The organism is Streptosporangium sp. NBC_01810 (genome assembly GCF_035917355.1).
In the GTDB taxonomy this organism is placed as follows: Bacteria; Actinomycetota; Actinomycetes; order Streptosporangiales; family Streptosporangiaceae; genus Streptosporangium.
Map to the genome: position 1 here is coordinate 4,161,103 of NZ_CP109070.1, position 17,880 is coordinate 4,178,982.

The following is a 17,880-nucleotide window of genomic DNA, read 5'->3' on the forward strand; positions in this document are numbered from 1 at the left end:
CCCTGCCCCCTGCCACCCGCCGTCCACCGGGCGGCCCGCGCCCCGTGTCATCCACGGCTCGATGCGCGCCGCATGACGCACGAAATATCGGATATGGCTGTCCGCTATCCCTTTTCGCCACTCGCATCACCGCGCCTCCCGCACCGAACTCGCATGCGGCCAGGAATATCAGAGGACGCGAATTCATAACTTTTCTAGCGAACAGGGGATTGCCGGAGTAATTTCCTTCCGGAATCATCAGAGTTATTGAGTGAGACGGTGCGCGAGGGCCGGGGACCTACGCTCCAAACCGACCTTCCACCTTCCTTGAAATCGGATAGCGATGTCCTTTCGCCGCCCTCTGCACTCGGTTCTCTCCCCGGCGATCGCCGCCGTCGCCCTCCTCGTCGTACCCGCCGCAACCCCGGTGCTCCGTTCCTCCCTCGCCACACCTGCTCCGATCACGGGGATCCATATTTCCGGGAAGGACGGGACCGTCACCGCAAAGATTTCCAGCAGCGATCGGACGCTCTGGAAGAGCACCCAGACCAGCGGGTTGCTGGATCAAACCAACCTGTTGACGACCGAATCCGAGAGCAGGGCGGAGTTACCAGAGGATCTTGAAGACGAGGAGCGAAAGGCCGCCGTCTCCACCGGCCGCTACGTCGCAGCCGAAACCGAGATCGAGTCGGGCAACCCGAACCACCCTGACACCCAGCGGCGCATCACCGTGATCGACGCCCTGACCGGCCTGCCGACCTGGAGCATCCTGTCCGGCTACCCCGGCGGCGGCCGGGCACGGCCGTTCTTCTATCTCATGGGCGCGGCGCCAGGAAAGATCATCATCGATGTTCCCGCGCTCCGCACGATTCGCGCGCTGGACCCGCTGGACGGAACGATCCTGTGGGAGACGGACCTGCCCGGCGACTGCGTGAGCGCCGCCCTGCCATCCGCCGATCCACAGGCCGATGAGGACGATCCCATCCAGGTGTACTCGCTGGCGGACAGGAACCTGGCGGTCGCCATGACTCGCTGCGAGGATCGCCGCACCTCACTCATCGGCATCGATCCCGCCACGGGGCGCGTCCGCTGGGAAAGGCGGTTCCCACCGTCCGGCCTCCCCGAGCTGAGCCTGGAGGAGGGGGTCTCCATCCTGAGCCACCCCAATTCCGTCACGATCATCGACAAGGGCGGTCTTATCCTCGCCGACGATCTCGTCTACCGCTCTCCCTCCTGGGTGATCGCTGCCGGAGCAGTGATCATCTCGGATGGGGACTGGAGTGGCAATGGATCGGGAGTCAGATCGATCAGCCGGTCGTCGGGACAGATCACGTGGTCCCGCCCCGACCTGTTGGGGGAGGTCGGCACCGCCGCGGGAAAGATCCACGTGGAGTCCGAGAACGCACTGATCGTCCTCGACCCGGCCGACGGGCACACGCTCGTCACACTCTCGGCACCGCTGACCGAGAAGGACATCGAGGCCGCCCTCGCCGCCCCACCCGGCTGGGGCGTCCGTGGAGGGGTGCCCGCGGCCGACTGGCCCGACGCCTGCGCGCTGCTCCCTCCCGCCGAACTCACCTCGCGTCCCGGCACCGGCGGGTACGTGACCACCCCGATCGCCGCGCCCCCCGAGCTGGGCCTGACCACCCCACTGGCCTGCGAACTGACTCCCGAACGGAAGGGAACGCTCGTCACCGTCTCCGTCGTCCGGGTGTACACGTCGGTCAAGGAGGCCACCGAGGCCATGGAGACCCTCTCGGGCGAGAAAGCCGCCCCGGACGTGGCGGAGCACGCCTCCTACTTCGACGACGAGCGGGACGCGGTCACCATCAGGCATGGCCGCGTCATCGTCACGGTGGAGGCCTTCGGCGACCGCACCCTGCTCCGGCAGGCCGGCCGGATCACCGGCGAGCAGCTGCGTGAGCTGTACCCGTCCCGGAAAGGGAGCCCATGACAGCGCAGACGCCCCCCGAGCAGCAGACCCTGGAGAACACCGAGGAGACCCCCCTCGCGAAGGCGTCCCGGCCGTTCAAGTGGTTCGGGGTCACCGTGGCCGGAGGGCTCGCGACGATCATCACGGGCGCCGTCGTGACCGGCTGGTCATGGGTCCAGGACCAGTGGCGCGACTTCCAGCAAGAACCCCGGATCAGCGCGATCGTCTACTCCCCGGAGAACGAGGCGATATCGTTCGCCTTCCCCGACGCCATCACCTCGGGCCTCGATCGCCGTCTCCTGCTCAAGGGTGACTACCTGCCGGTGCTCCGCTCTCACGGTGGCGCGCGGATCGGCGAGATGAAGGTCCTCCTCGTGCTGCGAGGGCGGCGCAACGACCCGATCCGCGTGGTGGACGTCCGCCCCCGAATCCTGTCCTCGGGACCCGTGGCGGCCGGCACGTGCCTCTCCCTGCACAGCGCCGGAGACTCGCCCGTGTTTCCGGTGAAGGCAGACCTCGACCGGCTCGCCTCCACCGGCGGCGGTCCCTCAGGGCGGCTCCTGGAGAAGAACCTCGACCTCGCCTACGGGGAACGGGCATCGGTGGAACTGACCGTGACGGCGAGAAAGCGCCGCTACGCATGGGACATCGAGGTCTCCTACGCCTACGGCGACTCGGCCCGGGTCCAGCACGCGTACTTCACCCCCGAGGACGGCCGGCCCTTCCAGCTCACCGGCCCCGCCCGCAGATACGCCATCGCCTACGGCAATCCCGCGATCACCAATTTTCGTGAAGTCGGCAGAAATATCAAGAAATGCTGAGGCGGGCGGCGATTCTCGCCCTCCTCGCCCTGCTCGTCACCGTGCCCCGCTCGGCCTCTCCCGACCGCGACTCGACGGGGGCGGAGTTCTCCGAGGTCTGGAGTCTGGAGACACACGCTCCATTGAACGACTTAACGGTGAAGCTGCTCGGCGGAGACGTCTTCGTGCGCACCCGTACCGCGCTGCGGAGCCACGACTCCGCCACCGGCGCCGAGCGGTGGCGGTACGCCCCGGCCGGAGCATCCGTACAGGGGTGGGCGTCGGCGGGAGCCACGCTGATCGTCAAGACCCTCCGCCCGTCGCCGTCCGGAGACGTCGTCGCCCTGACCGGGCTCTCCCGCGCCACCGGCACGCCACTCTGGAGCAGGGAACGGCTCGACCTCGGCAGCCCGTTGTCCACCTGGACCGAGGCGGAGGAGACCCCGCCCGTCGGGCTCGCCTGGGACGCGGCCGCGCGGACCCTGCTCGGGCTGGCTCCCGAGACCGGGCGGACCCGTTGGGCCTTCCGGCTCCCCCCGTCCTGCGGCCGGATCCACACGGCGAGCTCGGGCGCGCGGACCACGGCGATCGTCGCCCTCTGTGAGAAGAGCATCCGGGTCATCGCCCTTGACCCGGACGACGGCACCGAGCGGTGGAGCACAGGACTCACCAGCTTCTTCAAGCTGTACGTCCGGGGCGGAGTCGTGGTCGTCTCCCGCCCTGAGAACCTGCTGATCCACGACGCCGTGACGGGGCAGGTGATCGCCGAGCGCGTGGGATGCTGGGACGGATGCGCGGCCGTGCACATCGGCGGACGGATCGTGGTGACCCGCGACCAGGACGGCGCCTCGACCGTCGAGGGGATCGACCCCGCCGACGGCTCGGCCGAGTGGACAAGGGTCCAGCGGAACGGTCCGCGCTACGACTGGCTCGCCGGAGTCGGCGCAACGGTCTACGCCACGCCGTCCGGCGACGACCTGGGCCGGGTCCTGGACGTGATCCAGCCCTCGACGGGAGACCTGCGGCGGATGCCGGTCCCGACGGCGGGCCAACCGTTCGACGCCGACGGCGACCGGCTCTACGTCCTCCAGACGGTGCGATCGGCCGCCCGCCCTTCGCGCCTGCGGATCACCGCGCTGCGCGTCCCCGACCGGCTCACCGGCGCCGCTCCGGCGGCCGAGCCGGTCGCGGTGCCCGGAGCCGAGCTGTGCGACCTGCTCCGCACCGCCGGGTTCACCGTGCTCGGCGAGGCACGGCACCGGAGGCGAGCGGTCCCCTCGTTCACCACGTGCGAGTTCCGCGAAGCGGGCGGAGAGCCGATGACCGCCGAGTTCTGGCGCCTGCCCACCGAGGCCGGGGCGGCCCGCGTACTGGCCGGCCTCGGCGCGGCCGACGAGGGCGAGCCCGTCTTCGGGGTGGGTGACGAGGCTCGGGTGGTGGGCGTGCACGGAGGGCGGGCGGTCATCGTGCGCGCCGGCCGTGACCTGGCCCGGATCCGATCGCCCTACCTCACCGTGCGCGACAGGCTGGTCCCCGTCGCCCGCGCCGTGGCCGAACGGCTTGGCTCACTGAGATGGGCGGTGCCGGCCAGTTGGTCCCCCGTGGCGGCGGACGGCGAGCCGCCGTCAGGCCGGACAAGCCGGCTGCCGGGAACACGGTTCCAGATCCACGACGACCCCGAAGCCCCGGTCACGCTCTCCGCCTACAACGTCGACGAGCGGGGCCCGACCTATCTCAGGGACGGCGAAGGGTTCACCCCGGGACGCGAGCGCATGAAGGCGGTCTCCCCGGACGGCCGGTGGGCGGCGGCTGATTTCAAGGACTACGTCGACGGCCATGACGGCGTCGTCCTCCTTGACCGGCACAGCGGGAGGATCCGGCGTATCACCACGGTGAAGGCCCCACTGATGAACAACACCCCCGTATGGTCCTCGGGCGGACGCCTGCTGCTGACCCTGTGGCGCAACCATGAGGACTACAGCGTCTCGATCGGGTTCGTCGTCGTGGACCCGGCACGGGGAACGTTCGAGATCACCTCCACCGAGAAGGACGAGGACACCTACGAGTACCCGTACCGGTGGAGCGCCGACGAGTCAGGGGCGAGCAGCCACTTCGGCATCGGCGATTTCGACTCCCTGCCGGACGGCGAGAGGATCTACGCCTCCTTCGCGCTGCGCACGTACGGCACCGGCGGCACCGTCCTGTCCACCCTGTCAGGACAGGGCAAGCCGGACGACGAGATCCTCGACCCGTACTCCCCCAGCAGGCGACGGCTGGTGGGATGGTGCCCGGACCGCCCCGAGGACCTCTGCGTGCGCGACGCCACCACCGGAACGCTGCTCGCCCGGATCGAGGCGGACCTGCGGTATCCGATCCGGTGGTACGACGAGGACCACCTGCTGGTCTGGCACCGCTACGTTGACGGCCACGCCGCCAGTGTGATGGATCTCTACGGTCAGATCACGACCGACCTGGCAAGGAGCAGCTCCACGGGCCGGGACGGGGTGAAGCTCTTCTACGTACCCCGCTGAGGACTCAGGAGCGCGACGGGAGAGGGCACCCGTCGCGCTCTCCTCTCCAGGAGCCGGGACCGGAGGTCGGTCAGAGGTCGGGGCAGACCCCGCCTGGAGGCGCTCACCTACATCCTCAGCGTCATCCTCACCGTCAGATGTCGACCCGGACGTGGTACCTCTCCAGCCAGGCGTTGAACTGGAGAAGGCCCTCCAGCTCCGCCCGGCCTCCCGCAGGACCGCCGTTCGCCTCCGGCCGGTCGATCACCGCCCGTACCTTCTCCCTGTCGATCAGCGGCGCGGCGGCGAAGTCCCGGTGGCCGAGCAGCCGGGCCGCCTCCGCGCGGACCGCCTCGGCGTAGGAGGGGTCCTGCGTCGAGGGGTAGGGGCTCTTGCGGCGGTGGACGACCGAGGACGGCAGGATGTCCGCCGTGGCGGCGCGGAGCAGGCTCTTCTCCCGTCCGTCGAAGGTCTTCATCGACCAGGGGGCGTTGAAGACGTACTCCACCAGCCGGTGGTCGCAGAACGGCACCCGGACCTCCAGCCCGACGGCCATGCTCATCCGGTCCTTGCGGTCCAGCAGGATCTGCACGAACCGGGTGAGGTGCAGGTAGGAGATCTCCCGCATCCGCCGTTCCAGCCCCTCCTCACCCGGCAGCCGGGGCACCTCGTCCAGCGCGTGCCGGTAGCTGTCCGCACGGTAGGCGGGGATGTCCAGCTTGCGCATCAGGTCCTCGTCGAGAAGCGACCCCACCCCGTCGAACCGCGCCATCCCCGGGGAGACAAGCCACGGGAAGGTGTCGGCGGCGACCGCCTCCGGATCGTGGAACCACCGGTAGCCGCCGAAGACCTCGTCGGCCGACTCACCGGACAGCACCACGGTGGAGCGGCCCCGGATGGCGCGGAACAGCAGGTAGAGGGAGGTGTCCATGTCACCGATGCCGATCGGCAGATCACGTGCCCGCAGGACCGCGCCGCGCACCACCGGGTCCATGAGGTCGGCTGCGTCCAGGACGATGTCGGTGTGGTCGGCGTCGACGTGCCGCACGACCTCGTGCGCGTACGGCGTATCGGGGGTGTCGCGCATCTCGTCGGGCTGGAAATTCTCGACGTATCCGGCGAAGTCAACGGAGAACGATCGGATCCTCCCCTCCCCCCGCTCCCTGCGCCCCAGCGCGGCGAGTGCCGTGACGGCGCTGGAGTCGAGGCCGCCGGAGAGCAGGGCGCAGAGTGGCACGTCGGCGACGAGCTGGCGGCCGACGATGTCGTCCAGCAGGTCGCGTACGCCCGCGACCGTGGTGGCGAGGTCGTCGACGTGCTCGTGGGAGTTCAGCTGCCAGTAGCGGCGCCGGCACAGGAAGTCGCGGTTCACCCGGACGACCTGGCCTGGGCGGACCTCGTACATGCCCTGGTAGACGGCGTGTTCGGGGGTCTTGACGAAGGCGACCAGCTCGCGCAGCCCGTCGGCGTCGACCGTAGGCGTTCCGGCGAGCGGGTTGGCGAGGATCGCCTTGGGCTCGGAGCCGAACAGCACGCCCTGCGCGGTGGGACGGTAGTACAGCGGCTTGATCCCCATCCGGTCACGGACGAGCAGCAGCTCCTCACGGCGGGTGTCCCAGATCGCGAAGGCGAACATGCCGTTCAGCCGGTCGGCGAGGTCCTCACCCCATTCGAGGTAGGCCCGCAGCACGACCTCGGTGTCGCTCCGGGTCTGGAAGCGGTGGCCGTGGGCGGCCAGCTCGGCGCGTAACTCGACGAAGTTGTAGATCTCGCCGCTGTAGGTGAGGACGGCGAGCGGTAGCCCCTCCTCCGCGACGACCATCGGCTGGCGGCCGCCCTCGATGTCGATGACGGCCAGGCGCCGATGACCTATCGCGACGTGCGGGGCGAGCCAGATCCCCTCGTCGTCGGGCCCTCGGCAGGCCATGGTGTCGGTCATGGCCTTCGCGATGTCCGATGACTGCCGGAGATCGCCCTCGAAGTCCACCCATCCGCAGATTCCGCACATTTCGACACCCCCGCGTCCCTTTGGAAGCAGTTATGCCCAGTCGAACGACGTGCGGCATCCATATATGCCCTGACCTGCGGCGATATTCCCTGCGACGCCGCGCCCCCGAGGGCCGCTCAGCGGCGGCGCAGCAGGGCCAGGAACATGGCGTCGGTGCCGTGCCGATGCGGCCAGAACCGCGCGTACGGCCCCTCGCCCAGCCCCTCGACCTCGGGGAGGTAGGCGCGGGCGTCCAGCACCTCGACGTCGTCACGGCGGCGCAGGGCGTCGCCGACCACGACGTCGGTCTCGGCCAGGTGCGGCGAGCAGGTCACGTACGCGATGACGCCACCGGGACGGACCGCCTCGATCGCCGAGGCGAGCAGGTCGCGCTGGAGCCTGCCCAGCTCGGGAAGGTTCCGGGGATCGCGGCGCCAGCGGGCCTCGGGGCGGCGGCGCAGCGCGCCCAGGCCGGTGCAGGGGGCATCCAGCATGACCCGGTCGAAGACTCCGGGCCGCCAGGCGGGCACGGTGCCGTTCGCAGTGATCACCGCGGCCTGCCGGGTCGTCTGCCACACCAGCCGCGCCCGGTGGTACTGCAGCTCGGCGGCGAGCAGGTGCGCCCCGCCGGGGAAGGCCGCCGGCCCGGCGCTCACCGCGAGACCCGCCTCGTCGCCGTGGGTCGCGATGGCGTCGAGCAGGCCGGCCTTGCCGCCGGGGCCCGCGCACAGGTCGAGCCAGCGCGAGTCGGCGCCGTCCACCGGGACCCGGGTCAGGGCCAGCGCGACGAGCTGGCTGGCCTCGTCCTGGACGGCGGCGCGCGACTCGGCCACGGCGAGGATCGCGCCGGGGTCACCCTCGGGCAGGTAGGCCGCGTACGGGGAGTATCCGGCGGGCTCGGCACCCGCGTCGAGGAGCTCCGCGACCGAAGAGCGGCCTGGACGGGCGACCAGGGTCACCCGGGGACGCTCGTTGTCGGCGGCGAGCAGGGCCGCCGTCTCGTCGAAGTCGCCGCCCACGGCGTCGCGCAGCGCCTCGACAATCCACCTCGGATGGCTGTGGGCCACCGCCAGATGGCCGACGGGGTCGTCGGCGGGGTCGGGCGCCACGATCGGGACCCACTGCTCCAGGGACCGGGTGGAGACCTTGCGCAGCACCGCGTTGGCGTACTTCGAGGCGCCGATGCCCACGCGCAGCCGCACCAGATCGACCGTGGTGCCGACGGCGGCGTGCGGGGGGATCCGCGTCTTGAGCAGCTGGTGCACGCCCAGCCGTACGGCGTCGAGCAGCGGCGGGTCGACGTCCTCCGGCGCCCGGTCGCTGCAGGCGGCGATGATCTCGTCGTAGGTGCCGAGGCCACGCAGGGTGCCGTAGGCCAGCTCGGTGGCCAGCCCCGCGTCGCGCCCCGACAGGCGGCGCTCGCGCAGCAGCGCGGGCATCAGCAGGTTGGCATAGGCGTCCCGCTCGTCGACGGCACGCATCAGGTCGTAGGCGGCGTTGCGGGCCTCGTCGCGGACCGGCTTGGGCGGACGCCCGGCCCTGGCCGGGCGTCCGTCTCCGCCGCCTCCGCCTCGGTTCCCGCCGGACCCCTCTCGCTTCCCGCCGGACCCCTGCCCGCGCGAAGCCGCGTCCTGACCACGCCCGCCGGACCCCTGCCCGCGCGAAGCCGCGTCCTGACCACGCCCGCCGGACCCCTGCCCGCGCGAAGCCGCGTCCTGACCACGCCCGCCGGACCCCTGGCCGCGCGGGGCGGCACCCTGGCCGCGCCCGCCGCGTGCGGCGTTACGGCCGTCACCACCACTGCTCATGATCTCTAAGCCAGCCGATCCTCGTCCGTGGGCCGCACGCCGCGGGCCCACTCCCCCGCCCCCATCGCCCGCTTGCCCTGCGGCTGCACCTCGCCCAGCTCGACCGGGTAGGTGGCGGTGCCGACCAGGACGGAGTTCTTGGACACCGCGATCTGGCCGGGGGCCAAGCCCGAGGCGTCGGGAACCGGCCGCAGGGGGCCGAGCTTGACCCGCAGGCCGCGGAACTCGGTCCACGCGCCCGGGGCGGGGGTACAGGCACGGACCAGCCGGTCGACGCGCATGGCGGGCGCGGACCAGTCGACCCTGGCGTCGTCGACGCTGATCTTCGGGGCGAGGCTCACCCCCTCCGCGGGCTGCGGCACGGCCTCCAGCTTGCCGTCCTCGATCCCGTCGAGGGTGGCCGCCAGCAGCCCCGCACCGGACTCGGCGAGCCTGGCGAGCAGCTCCCCGCTGGTGTCGGCGGGGCGGATCTCCTCGGTGACCACGCCGTAGACCGGGCCCGCGTCCAGCTCCTTGACGATCCGGAAGGTGGCCGCGCCGGTGATCGCGTCACCGTGGAGCACGGCATGCTGCACCGGTGCCGCGCCGCGCCAGGCAGGCAGCAGCGAGAAGTGCAGGTTGACCCAGCCGTGCCGGGGGATGTCCAGGGCGGCCTGGGGCAGGAGCGCACCGTAGGCGACCACCGGGCAGCAGTCGGGGGAGAGCTCGGCGAGCCGGTCGAGGAAGGCCGGGTCACCCGCCTTCTGCGGCCTGAGCACCTCGATGCCCGCCTCCTCGGCGAGCTCGGCGACCGGGCTCGGGTGGACCCTGCGGCCCCTGCCCGACTGGGCGTCCGGCCGGGTGACGACGGCGACGACGTCGTGGCGGGGCGAGTCGATCAGAGCCCGCAGCGCGGGCAGAGCTGTGTCCGGGGTTCCGGCGAAGACCAGGCGCAAGTTCCTACAGAGCCTTCCCTTGGGTGGCGTGCGGGGAGAACTTGACCGCGGGGGCCGACAGACCGCTCCAGTCGGCCTCGCGGATCGCCTTCATGGCGAGTTTGCGCTGTTTGACGTCCATCCGGTCGATGAACAGCACGCCGTCGAGGTGATCGGTCTCGTGCTGGAAGCAGCGGGCCATCAGATCGGTGCCCTCCAGGGTCACCGGCTCGCCGTGCATGTTGAAACCGGTCGCCACGGCCCGCAGCGCCCTGGGCGTGGGGAAGGACAGGCCGGGGAAGGACAGGCAGCCCTCCTCGCCCTCCTCGTCCTTCTCGTCCGACAGGTCGAGATTGGGGTTGATCAGGTGCCCGAGCCGGTCGTCCACGTAGTAGGTGAAGACCCGCAGTCCGACCCCGATCTGGGGTGCCGCCAGCCCGGCTCCCGGCGCGTCCATCATCGTGTCGGTGAGGTCCTTGACGAGCTTGCGCAGCTCCTTGTCGAAGTCCTTGACCGGATCGGCCGGAGTGCTCAGCACCGGGTCGCCGAAAAGGCGGATCGACTGAATGGCCAACAGGGGTCTCCTCACGCTTCAGGGGATCGCCCCAGTCTAAGGGCGCCCGCCGCCTCCCCCGGGCCTTCTTCCGGCCCCGGCGGGCGGGGGTCAGCGGGAGCGGGCCTTCATGGCGGCCTTGCGTGCGGACTTGGCCACCGCGGCGGTGCCGTGCCGGGAGCCCAGCAGGTCGAGGACCGCGAACGTGTCGGGGTGGTCCACCAGGGCCATCTCCTCGACCACGCGTACCAGGTCCTCGCCGGGTTCGAGCGCGTCGAACTCGCAGATCGCCTCGGAGGCCTCGCCCCGCTCAAGCAGCGAGGCGAGCGAGTCGACCGCGAGCCAGGTGTTGTCGGCGGGGGTGAGCGCGGGCGCGGACAGGTCGCGGATGTGCAGCCAGGAGGCGGCGTAGCGCCACATGGCGGGCTCGGAGAGCGCCTCCCTGAGCGGGGCCTCGGCCTCGGGGCCGAGCTCCTCCAGGATCGCGCCCGCGACACCGCGCCGGCCTGCCGTGCCCGAGGCGGCGACCTTGACCAGCTCGCGCGCGGCGGCCTCGGGATGGCGGGACTCCAGCCACATGGTGACGGCGCTGGGTGCGGCGGAACCCTTCATGATCTCCTCGACCAGCTCGGGCGCGCCGAGGTCGGCGAAGACGGCGACCTCGGCACCCGTCGGCGCGTCGTGGCCCTCCCTGATGAGATCCTGGCGGACGGCCCACATGCCGAGCGGGGTCAGCCGGGGCCTGCCCGCCCGCGAGGTCTCGACCAGCCCGCAGTAGCCCAGGAGCGACAGTGCCGACTCCAGCTGGGCGGGCAGCGTGCCGGTCAGCGTCCTCATCTCCGCCGGACCGGCCCCGCAGGCCACCCGGTGCGACTGCAGGATGCCCTTGACCAGGGTCGCGGTGGACAGCCCTTCGCGCACGGCGTACAGCGTGGCGAGCATCTCGGCCAGGTGATCGTCGATCACGGGAGACCCGGTCAGGTCGTCGTCCGCACGGTCGAGGATGTCCATGACCACGCCGTCCCAGAACCCCAGTACGGCCCGGTACGGCAGGTCGGCGGAGAGCGTCAGCGGGCCGGGGGCCACCCGGCCGCGGGAGATGCGCAGCATGCCGGTGTTGACCGCGACCACCCAGAGCAGGTGCAGCCGCGCCGGGCCCGGCAGGCCAAGCTCGGCGCACGGCGCGAACGGGTCGGGCAGCAGTCCCTCGGGGGTCACCGCGCGGGTGCCGGTCCAGGCGGCCAGCCGCTGGGCGTCGAGCACCAGCGGCACCGGCGGCACGGACGCGGCCAGCTCGGCGTCCGGGGAGAGGTCGACCGGCGGGAAGCTCAGCGCGTCACCGCGCGGGGGGCAGTCACGGCCCGAAGCGGTGACCGACTCCTCCAGAACGGCTGTTCGCAGCTCGCGGGGTGCCGTTCCCAGCTCATCGACCAGCCTGCGCAGCTCGCCGATGTCGAAGACGTTCCCACTGTTCCCGCTCTTTGCCACCCGTGAAACTTACTGCACTCGCGCCTCACGCATACACGGCTCAGCCGATGGCGCGGGAACGCGCCTTGAAGGCCGCCTTGCGCGCCGCCTTGGCCGCGTTGTGGTCTCTCAGGGAGCGTCCGAGCAGCTCAAGGACCTCGACGACCTCGGGATGGTCGACCCGCCACATCTCCTCGATCACGCTCTGCGGCGGGCCGGAGGCGGACATGTTCTCGGCGAACGTCTCCGGATCCTCCTCGGCGGAGGGCATGGCCAGGACGAGCATGTCCACGCTCATCCAGAGCACCTCCTCCGAGGTGAGCGCGGGGGCCGCCAGGCCGCGCGCGCTCAGCCAGTGGATGGCGTGCGGGCGCAGCTCCGGCTCCTCCAGGAAGGCGCGCACCGCCTCCTCGGCGTCGGGGCCGAGTCGGTCGACGATCGTCACCGCGACGCCCCTGGCGACCGAGGGCGCGCCCGAGACGGAGCCGAGCAGCTCGGTGACCGCCTGCGCCGGGCTCCGGTGCCGCAGCCAGCCCTCTATGTCGGCCTCGGCCATCTCGTCGGGCATCCCCGACAGCAGCCCCTCGATGAGCTCGGGCGCGTCGGCGAAGGCCAGGTCGGCCGCCTGCGGCGCCTCGATGCCCAGGTCGGTGTAGAGCCTGTGCAACCCCCACAGGGCCAGCGGGGTGAGCTCCAGGAGCTCGTCGCCCGGCTCGGCCATCCCGCAGTACGCGAGCCGCCGCACGACCTCGGGGATGTCGATCTCCCCCTCCTCGACCAGGCCGATCTCGTTCAGGTAGTCCCTGACCAGGGGGATCGGCACGGGTGCCTGGAGGCGGTAGAGCATGTCGCACAGGCCGTAAAGCTCCTCGTCGAGGGAGGCCTCGCCCGTCACGGCACCGCCGGTCTCCTTCTCGACGACGAACTCGACGGTCGCGGCCCAGATGTCGAGCGGGTCGAAGTCCTCGCCGTCGAAGATGGCGGTGCCCTCGACGGTGACCAGGCCGGTGTGGATCGCGAGCTCCCAGAGCAGACCGGGGTCGGTCACCGAGAGCTGGGCGATCGCCTCGGTGGCGTCGCGGACCCTGAGCCTGCCCTTGACGGTCAGGGTGCGCCCTCCCGCGAGCATCCACTGGACCAGCCTGCGCGCGTCGGTCAGCAGCGGCACCCGCAGAGCGCTCTGGACGAGCGTCTCGCGGGGTGCCAGGCGTACCGGGGGAAGCGGCGAGCAGCCGGGGCAGTCGCAGTGCTCGACGGCGGGCTCCTCCCGCACCGCCGAGACGGAGACGACCACGCTCTCGGTGTCTCGATCCAGTCGCTCCAGCGAGTCGGCGCCCATCGCGCTGAAGAGGCTCTTGGCCATGCCGAACCTGGAGGTGTCGGCGAGGGCGATGGGCATCTCGGGCTCGATCCGGTCGAGGACGTTCCTCATCCGGACGGCCATCTTGCCGCCGATCTCCTCGGTCGAGAGCAGGAAGTCGACCAGGGTGCGTGCGGCGGCGACGGTCTCGGGGGCGCTCTCCGGTGGGGCGATGACCTTGCGTGGATAGATGTTGAGCAGCAACTCCTCGAAGGCGACCGGGGTGAAGTCACCCAGCTCGTTCACGTCCAGATAGTCACTCGCGTAGTCGCAGAGCAGCCGCACCTCGTCCACGTCAACGTCCAGGCCGCGCGCACGCCCCCACGCGCGCAGGTCGTCTACGGCCCGATTCACCCATTCGATCGACACAGGGGAAAATTAACGGCTTACTGCCAGCACCGCGAATCGGGGAAACAACTCAAATCACATCTAGCGGGTCAATGCACACCTTGACCACCTCCGCGGCCTTGCGTGCGGAGCGCACCCCCACGGCCCCTTTCAGAGCCGCTGCCAGCGCGGATCCGGAACCTCGGCTGATCCGCACCATGGCACGTTCCCGCACTTGGTCGCCCCTGGGCGAGGCCACGGGGACCGGGCCGAGCACCTGCGCCTCCGGCGGCAGCGCCATCTCACCGAGCATTTCCCTGACCCCCGAGGGAGATCCGGTGAGCGTCGCCATTTTCACCGCCGGGGGGAAACCGAGTTCTGTCCTGTCGGCCAGTTCTCTCTCGGCATGTGTCACCGGATCCCAGCGCAGCAGCGCCTGCACGACGGGCAACGAGGAATCGGCCAGCACGACCAGTTCGGCCGAGGGCCGCAGCAGCGCCGCCGCGTTCATCCACCGGCGCAGCGTCTCCTCGGCGGCGCGCAGGTCCGGCCTGCCGAGCAGCGCCCAGCCGTCCAGCAGCACCGCCGCCGCGTATCCGCCCTCGGGCACCGGCTCGGCCCCCGGGGTGGCCACCACCAGTGCCCGGGCCGCGCCGACCGTGGCCAGCACCCCGTCCTTGCCCGACGTCTTGACCCGTACGGAGGGGAAGGCCCGCCCCAGTTCCTCGGCGGTGCGGCGGGCACCGACCACCTGGGCCCGCACCCGCACCCCACCGCAGGAGGGGCAGCGCCACTCGCCCGCGATCCGGCCGCACCAGCGGCAGTACGGGGCCACGTGGCCACCGCGTAGCGCGAAGGGCCCGCCACAGTGCCCGCAGCGGGCGGGTGCCCGGCAGCCCTGGCAGGCCAGCGCGGGCAGGTAGCCCCGCCGGGGAACCTGCACCAGCACCGGACCGCTCTCCAACCCCGTGCGCAGGATCCGCCAGGCGAGACTGGGCAGCCGGGCGGCCCTGGCCGCCTCGTCCCTGGCCAGCTCCGGGTCCTCCCCCGCCGGACGGACTCTCGGCGCCCTGGCCCTGACCGTCTGGCGGGCCGCGACGATGGGGCCCGCCCAGCCCGTGGCGATGAGCTGGGTGGCCTCCGCCGTGCGGGCGTACCCACCGACGAGCAGGCCCGCGCGCGCCCGGTGGGCACGCAGGGCGAGGACCTCCCTGGCGTGCGGGTAGGGGGCGAGCCGCTCGGAGTGCAGATCGTCGCCGTCGTCCCAGATCACCGCCAGCCCGAGATCGGCGACCGGGGCGAACGCCGCCCCCCTGGTACCGACGGCGACCCGGACCTGGCCCCTGGACAGGCGCAGCCACCGCCGGTAGCGCTCCGCGGGCCCGAGGTCCGCCGTCAGCGCCACATGCGCACCGGGTCCCAGGACGGCGCTCAGCGCCGCGTCGGCCAGGGCCACGTCCTTGCCGTCGGGAAGCACCACGAGGGCTCCCCTGCCACCGTGCAGGGTCTCCCGTACGGCAACCGCGACCGCCCGCGGCCACCCGGGCCCGTCCTGGTCGGTGCCCGGCAGGGCGGTCCACACGGCGCGGGGAGAGCCGCCCTTCGCCAGAGCCGCCAGGAACGCCTCCCCCTCCCGGTAGTCCGCCCACGGCCCCGGTTCCCGCTCCGGCTCGCCCCCCGGATGCTCGCCCGGTCCGCTCTCGCCTCGCTGTTCCCGCCCCGGCACGGCCCCTGTGCCCTCACCCGGTCCGCTCTCGCCTCTTCGTCCCGGCTCCGGCACACTCCCCTGCTCCTCACCCGGCCCGTGTTCCCCTCCCGGTTCCGTCTGCCTCAGCCCCGCTTCTCCTGTCTCCGGCTCTCCTGCCGTCTGTTCGGTTCCGGGCTCTCCGGGGGCCTCAGCCTCGTCGCTCCCTTCCCGCGAGTCCCTACCGGTCTCGGAAGCGGGATCGGCGGAGGCGGCCTCCGCCTCGACCCTGGCGTGGCGGGGCGGGACGGCCAGGCGCAGCACGTCGGCCATGGTCCCGGCGTAGTGGTCGGCCACGACACGGGCCAGCGCGGCGATCTCCGGGGTGAGCACGGGCTCGGCGGAGACGACCCTCTCCAGGCGGGTCAGCTTGCCCTGGTGCTCGGTGCTCTCCACCCGTTCCAGCAGGAAGCCGTCGACGAGCTTGCCCGCGAACCTGATCCGGACCCGGCACCCCGGCACCGCGGCGGCGTCCAGGGGGGCGGGGACGAGGTAGTCGAACAGCCGGTCGAGGTGCGGCAACGGGGTGTCGACGACGACCCGCGCGACCGGCAGCTCCGCGGCCGGCTCCGGCACCCCCCTGACCTGCTCGGCCACTCCGGAGGCCCTGGTCACCCCCGCCGCTCCGACGGCCCCGGCCCGCGCCCTCGCGGCCCGGCCGGGCGCGGGCCGCTCGCGTACGGCGTCGAGCGGCAGGAGGGCGTCGTCATCCGGTGAGGGGTTGGCGTGGGTCACCCGCCTGTCCTACCAGACGTCGGCGCCCGCCCAGACGGTCGGCCCGTCGGCGGTACGGCACCGGTCGCTGGAGGCACCGGACATGGAACGGCATACCGGACGGACCACCACCGAGCCCGGCCGGCTGGATCGGCCGGCGAGTCCAGACGGACGAGTCGGGTAGACCGGGCGGCACGGCGGTAGATCCGGCCGGGCGGGTCGGGCGGACCACCACCGCACCCGTTCTGCTGGGTCAAATGGCGCGGCGGTGGGTCCAGCGGCCCCCGAGCAGGGTGCCGAGGATCGGCATCCGACGGAGACCGTCCCCGTCCAGCCCCACCGGGTCGTACTCGGTGATCACCAGGTCGGCGGGGTCGCCGGGGCGCACTCCGGCGCGGCCCCGGCCGGCCGCCGCCAGCGCCGCCGACAGCGAGATCGCCTGCTCCGGGTGCCACGGCGGCCGCTCGTCGTCGGTCCTGGCCACGGCGGAGGCGATCCCGTCCCACGGGTCGAGCGGCGCCACCGGAGCGTCGGAGCCCAGCTCCAGCCTCGCCCCTGCCGCCAGCAGGTCGGCGTAGGCGAAGGCCCGCCCGGTACGCCCCCGCCAGTGCAGGTCGGCCACCTCCCGGTCGTCGGGCGCATGGGCGGGCTGCACGCCCGCGACCAGACCGGGCCTGGCGAACCTCCCGAAGTCCTCCGGGCGGACCAGTTGCGCGTGCTCGATCCTCCCCGGGCAGCCGACCCGCTCGAAGGCGTCCAGCGCGATGCCCACCGCCAGATCGCCGATGGCGTGCACCGCCGGGTCGATCCCGTGCCCGGCGGCCAGGGCCATCACGCCGTACAGCTCATCGGGCGGTGTCTCCAGCAGCCCGCGCGCGTCGCCGCCGGGGTACGGGTCCGCGCAGTAGGCGGTCCTGGTGTTCAGCGAGCCGTCCACGAACGTCTTCACCGGCCCGACCTCCAGCAGGCCCCCCGAGCCCGCGACCGGCTCCCCGGTGCGCAACCCTCGCTCGATCGCCTCTTCGAGCCGGTTCACCGGGATCGAGCAGCTGACCCGGACGTCGAGGCGCCCCCGCGAGATTCGCCGGGTCCAGTCGGTGACGTTGTCGGCGAACTCGAAGTCCAGCAGGCCGACGACGCCCCTGGCCGCGGCGGCGGTGGCGGCCTCGGCCACCCAGCGGTCCAGCTCCTCCTCCGGTGGCGGCGGCATCTGGGCCATCGCGTCGTAGCAGTCGCGCTCGCGCAGCACCCCCGTCGGGTGGTCCCCCCTGCCGATCGCCGCCAGCGCGGCCGGGCTGAACCAGGCGGTATGCAGGTCGTTGCTCACCAAGACGATCGGGCTGCCGGGCGCCGCCGCCTCCAGCAGCGACTTGTCCGGCGTGTCCGGCCACAGCCCGTCGCGAAACCCGTAACCGGCCGTGAACCCGGACGTACCCGCCCGCGGAGCGACGAGATCGACCGCCTCCCGCGCCGACCGCGCCGAGGTCAGGTCGATCCTGCGCCGGGCCTGCGCCCACTGCACGGAGTGCACGTGCGCGTCCCACAGCCCCGGCAGCAGGGTGGCGCCCCCGACGTCCACCAACTCGTCGCAGGCAGGAGGCTCGGCGGCCACCTCCGCGACCCGGCCGTCGACGATCAGGACATGGCGCAGCGGACCACCGGAACCGATCCGCGCGTTGCGCAGCAGCAGGCGAGAAGAGGGAGAGGACATAAGACCGACTTTAGGCGGATAGCCGCTGGTCACTCACCTCCGGTCCCCCACACCACTTCCGCGACCCCCCTGC

General features: G+C 72.1%; 11 protein-coding genes. 3 read left to right on the forward strand and 8 right to left on the reverse strand.

Annotated elements, in window-relative coordinates; genetic code table 11:
* Positions 1 to 322: 322 nt before the first annotated feature.
* The 3 genes from OIE13_RS17950 to OIE13_RS17960 are packed head-to-tail and all read left to right on the forward strand — an operon-like array spanning position 323 to position 5,243.
* Positions 323 to 1,933 carry an outer membrane protein assembly factor BamB family protein gene (locus OIE13_RS17950; RefSeq protein ID WP_326828434.1) on the forward strand — a complete coding sequence of 537 codons (1,611 nt, stop codon included), beginning with the start codon at positions 323 to 325 and terminating at the stop codon, positions 1,931 to 1,933.
* Entirely contained in the window at positions 1,930 to 2,733 is an 804-nt protein-coding gene (locus OIE13_RS17955; protein WP_326828435.1) for a hypothetical protein, read from the forward strand. The genes OIE13_RS17950 and OIE13_RS17955 overlap by 4 nt, the downstream gene beginning before the upstream one ends.
* Positions 2,727 to 5,243 (forward strand): outer membrane protein assembly factor BamB family protein, encoded by a 2,517-nt coding sequence (locus OIE13_RS17960; protein WP_326828436.1) that lies wholly within the window; start codon positions 2,727 to 2,729, stop codon positions 5,241 to 5,243. The genes OIE13_RS17955 and OIE13_RS17960 overlap by 7 nt, the downstream gene beginning before the upstream one ends.
* Positions 5,244 to 5,376: 133 nt before the next feature.
* Here OIE13_RS17960 and asnB read toward each other — a convergent pair whose 3' ends face one another.
* From asnB to OIE13_RS18000, 8 genes are all read right to left on the reverse strand, one after another.
* Complete coding sequence (gene asnB / locus OIE13_RS17965; RefSeq protein ID WP_326638273.1) at positions 5,377 to 7,230, reverse strand: asparagine synthase (glutamine-hydrolyzing); 1,854 nt, start codon at positions 7,228 to 7,230, stop codon at positions 5,377 to 5,379.
* Between the two features lie 116 nt (positions 7,231 to 7,346).
* On the reverse strand, positions 7,347 to 9,017 hold the full coding sequence (locus OIE13_RS17970; RefSeq protein ID WP_326828437.1) for an RsmB/NOP family class I SAM-dependent RNA methyltransferase: 1,671 nt from the start codon (positions 9,015 to 9,017) through the stop codon (positions 7,347 to 7,349).
* A gap of 5 nt (positions 9,018 to 9,022) precedes the next feature.
* Positions 9,023 to 9,952 (reverse strand): methionyl-tRNA formyltransferase, encoded by a 930-nt coding sequence (fmt, locus tag OIE13_RS17975; protein WP_326638269.1) that lies wholly within the window; start codon positions 9,950 to 9,952, stop codon positions 9,023 to 9,025.
* 4 nt (positions 9,953 to 9,956) lie between these two features.
* Positions 9,957 to 10,505, reverse strand: a complete 549-nt coding sequence (def, locus tag OIE13_RS17980; RefSeq protein WP_326638267.1) for a peptide deformylase — start codon at positions 10,503 to 10,505, stop codon at positions 9,957 to 9,959.
* A gap of 90 nt (positions 10,506 to 10,595) precedes the next feature.
* The gene (locus OIE13_RS17985) at positions 10,596 to 11,972 is read right to left on the reverse strand and encodes a hypothetical protein (protein WP_326638266.1); all 1,377 of its coding nucleotides are present in this window, start codon (positions 11,970 to 11,972) and stop codon (positions 10,596 to 10,598) included.
* 40 nt (positions 11,973 to 12,012) lie between these two features.
* Positions 12,013 to 13,680: a hypothetical protein gene (locus OIE13_RS17990; protein WP_326638264.1), complete on the reverse strand. Its 1,668-nt coding sequence runs from the start codon at positions 13,678 to 13,680 to the stop codon at positions 12,013 to 12,015.
* A 49-nt stretch (positions 13,681 to 13,729) separates the two neighbouring features.
* Positions 13,730 to 16,117: a primosome assembly protein PriA gene (locus OIE13_RS17995; protein WP_442811552.1), complete on the reverse strand. Its 2,388-nt coding sequence runs from the start codon at positions 16,115 to 16,117 to the stop codon at positions 13,730 to 13,732.
* 232 nt (positions 16,118 to 16,349) lie between these two features.
* Positions 16,350 to 17,807: an amidohydrolase gene (locus tag OIE13_RS18000; protein WP_326828438.1), complete on the reverse strand. Its 1,458-nt coding sequence runs from the start codon at positions 17,805 to 17,807 to the stop codon at positions 16,350 to 16,352.
* Positions 17,808 to 17,880: the final 73 nt, after the last annotated feature.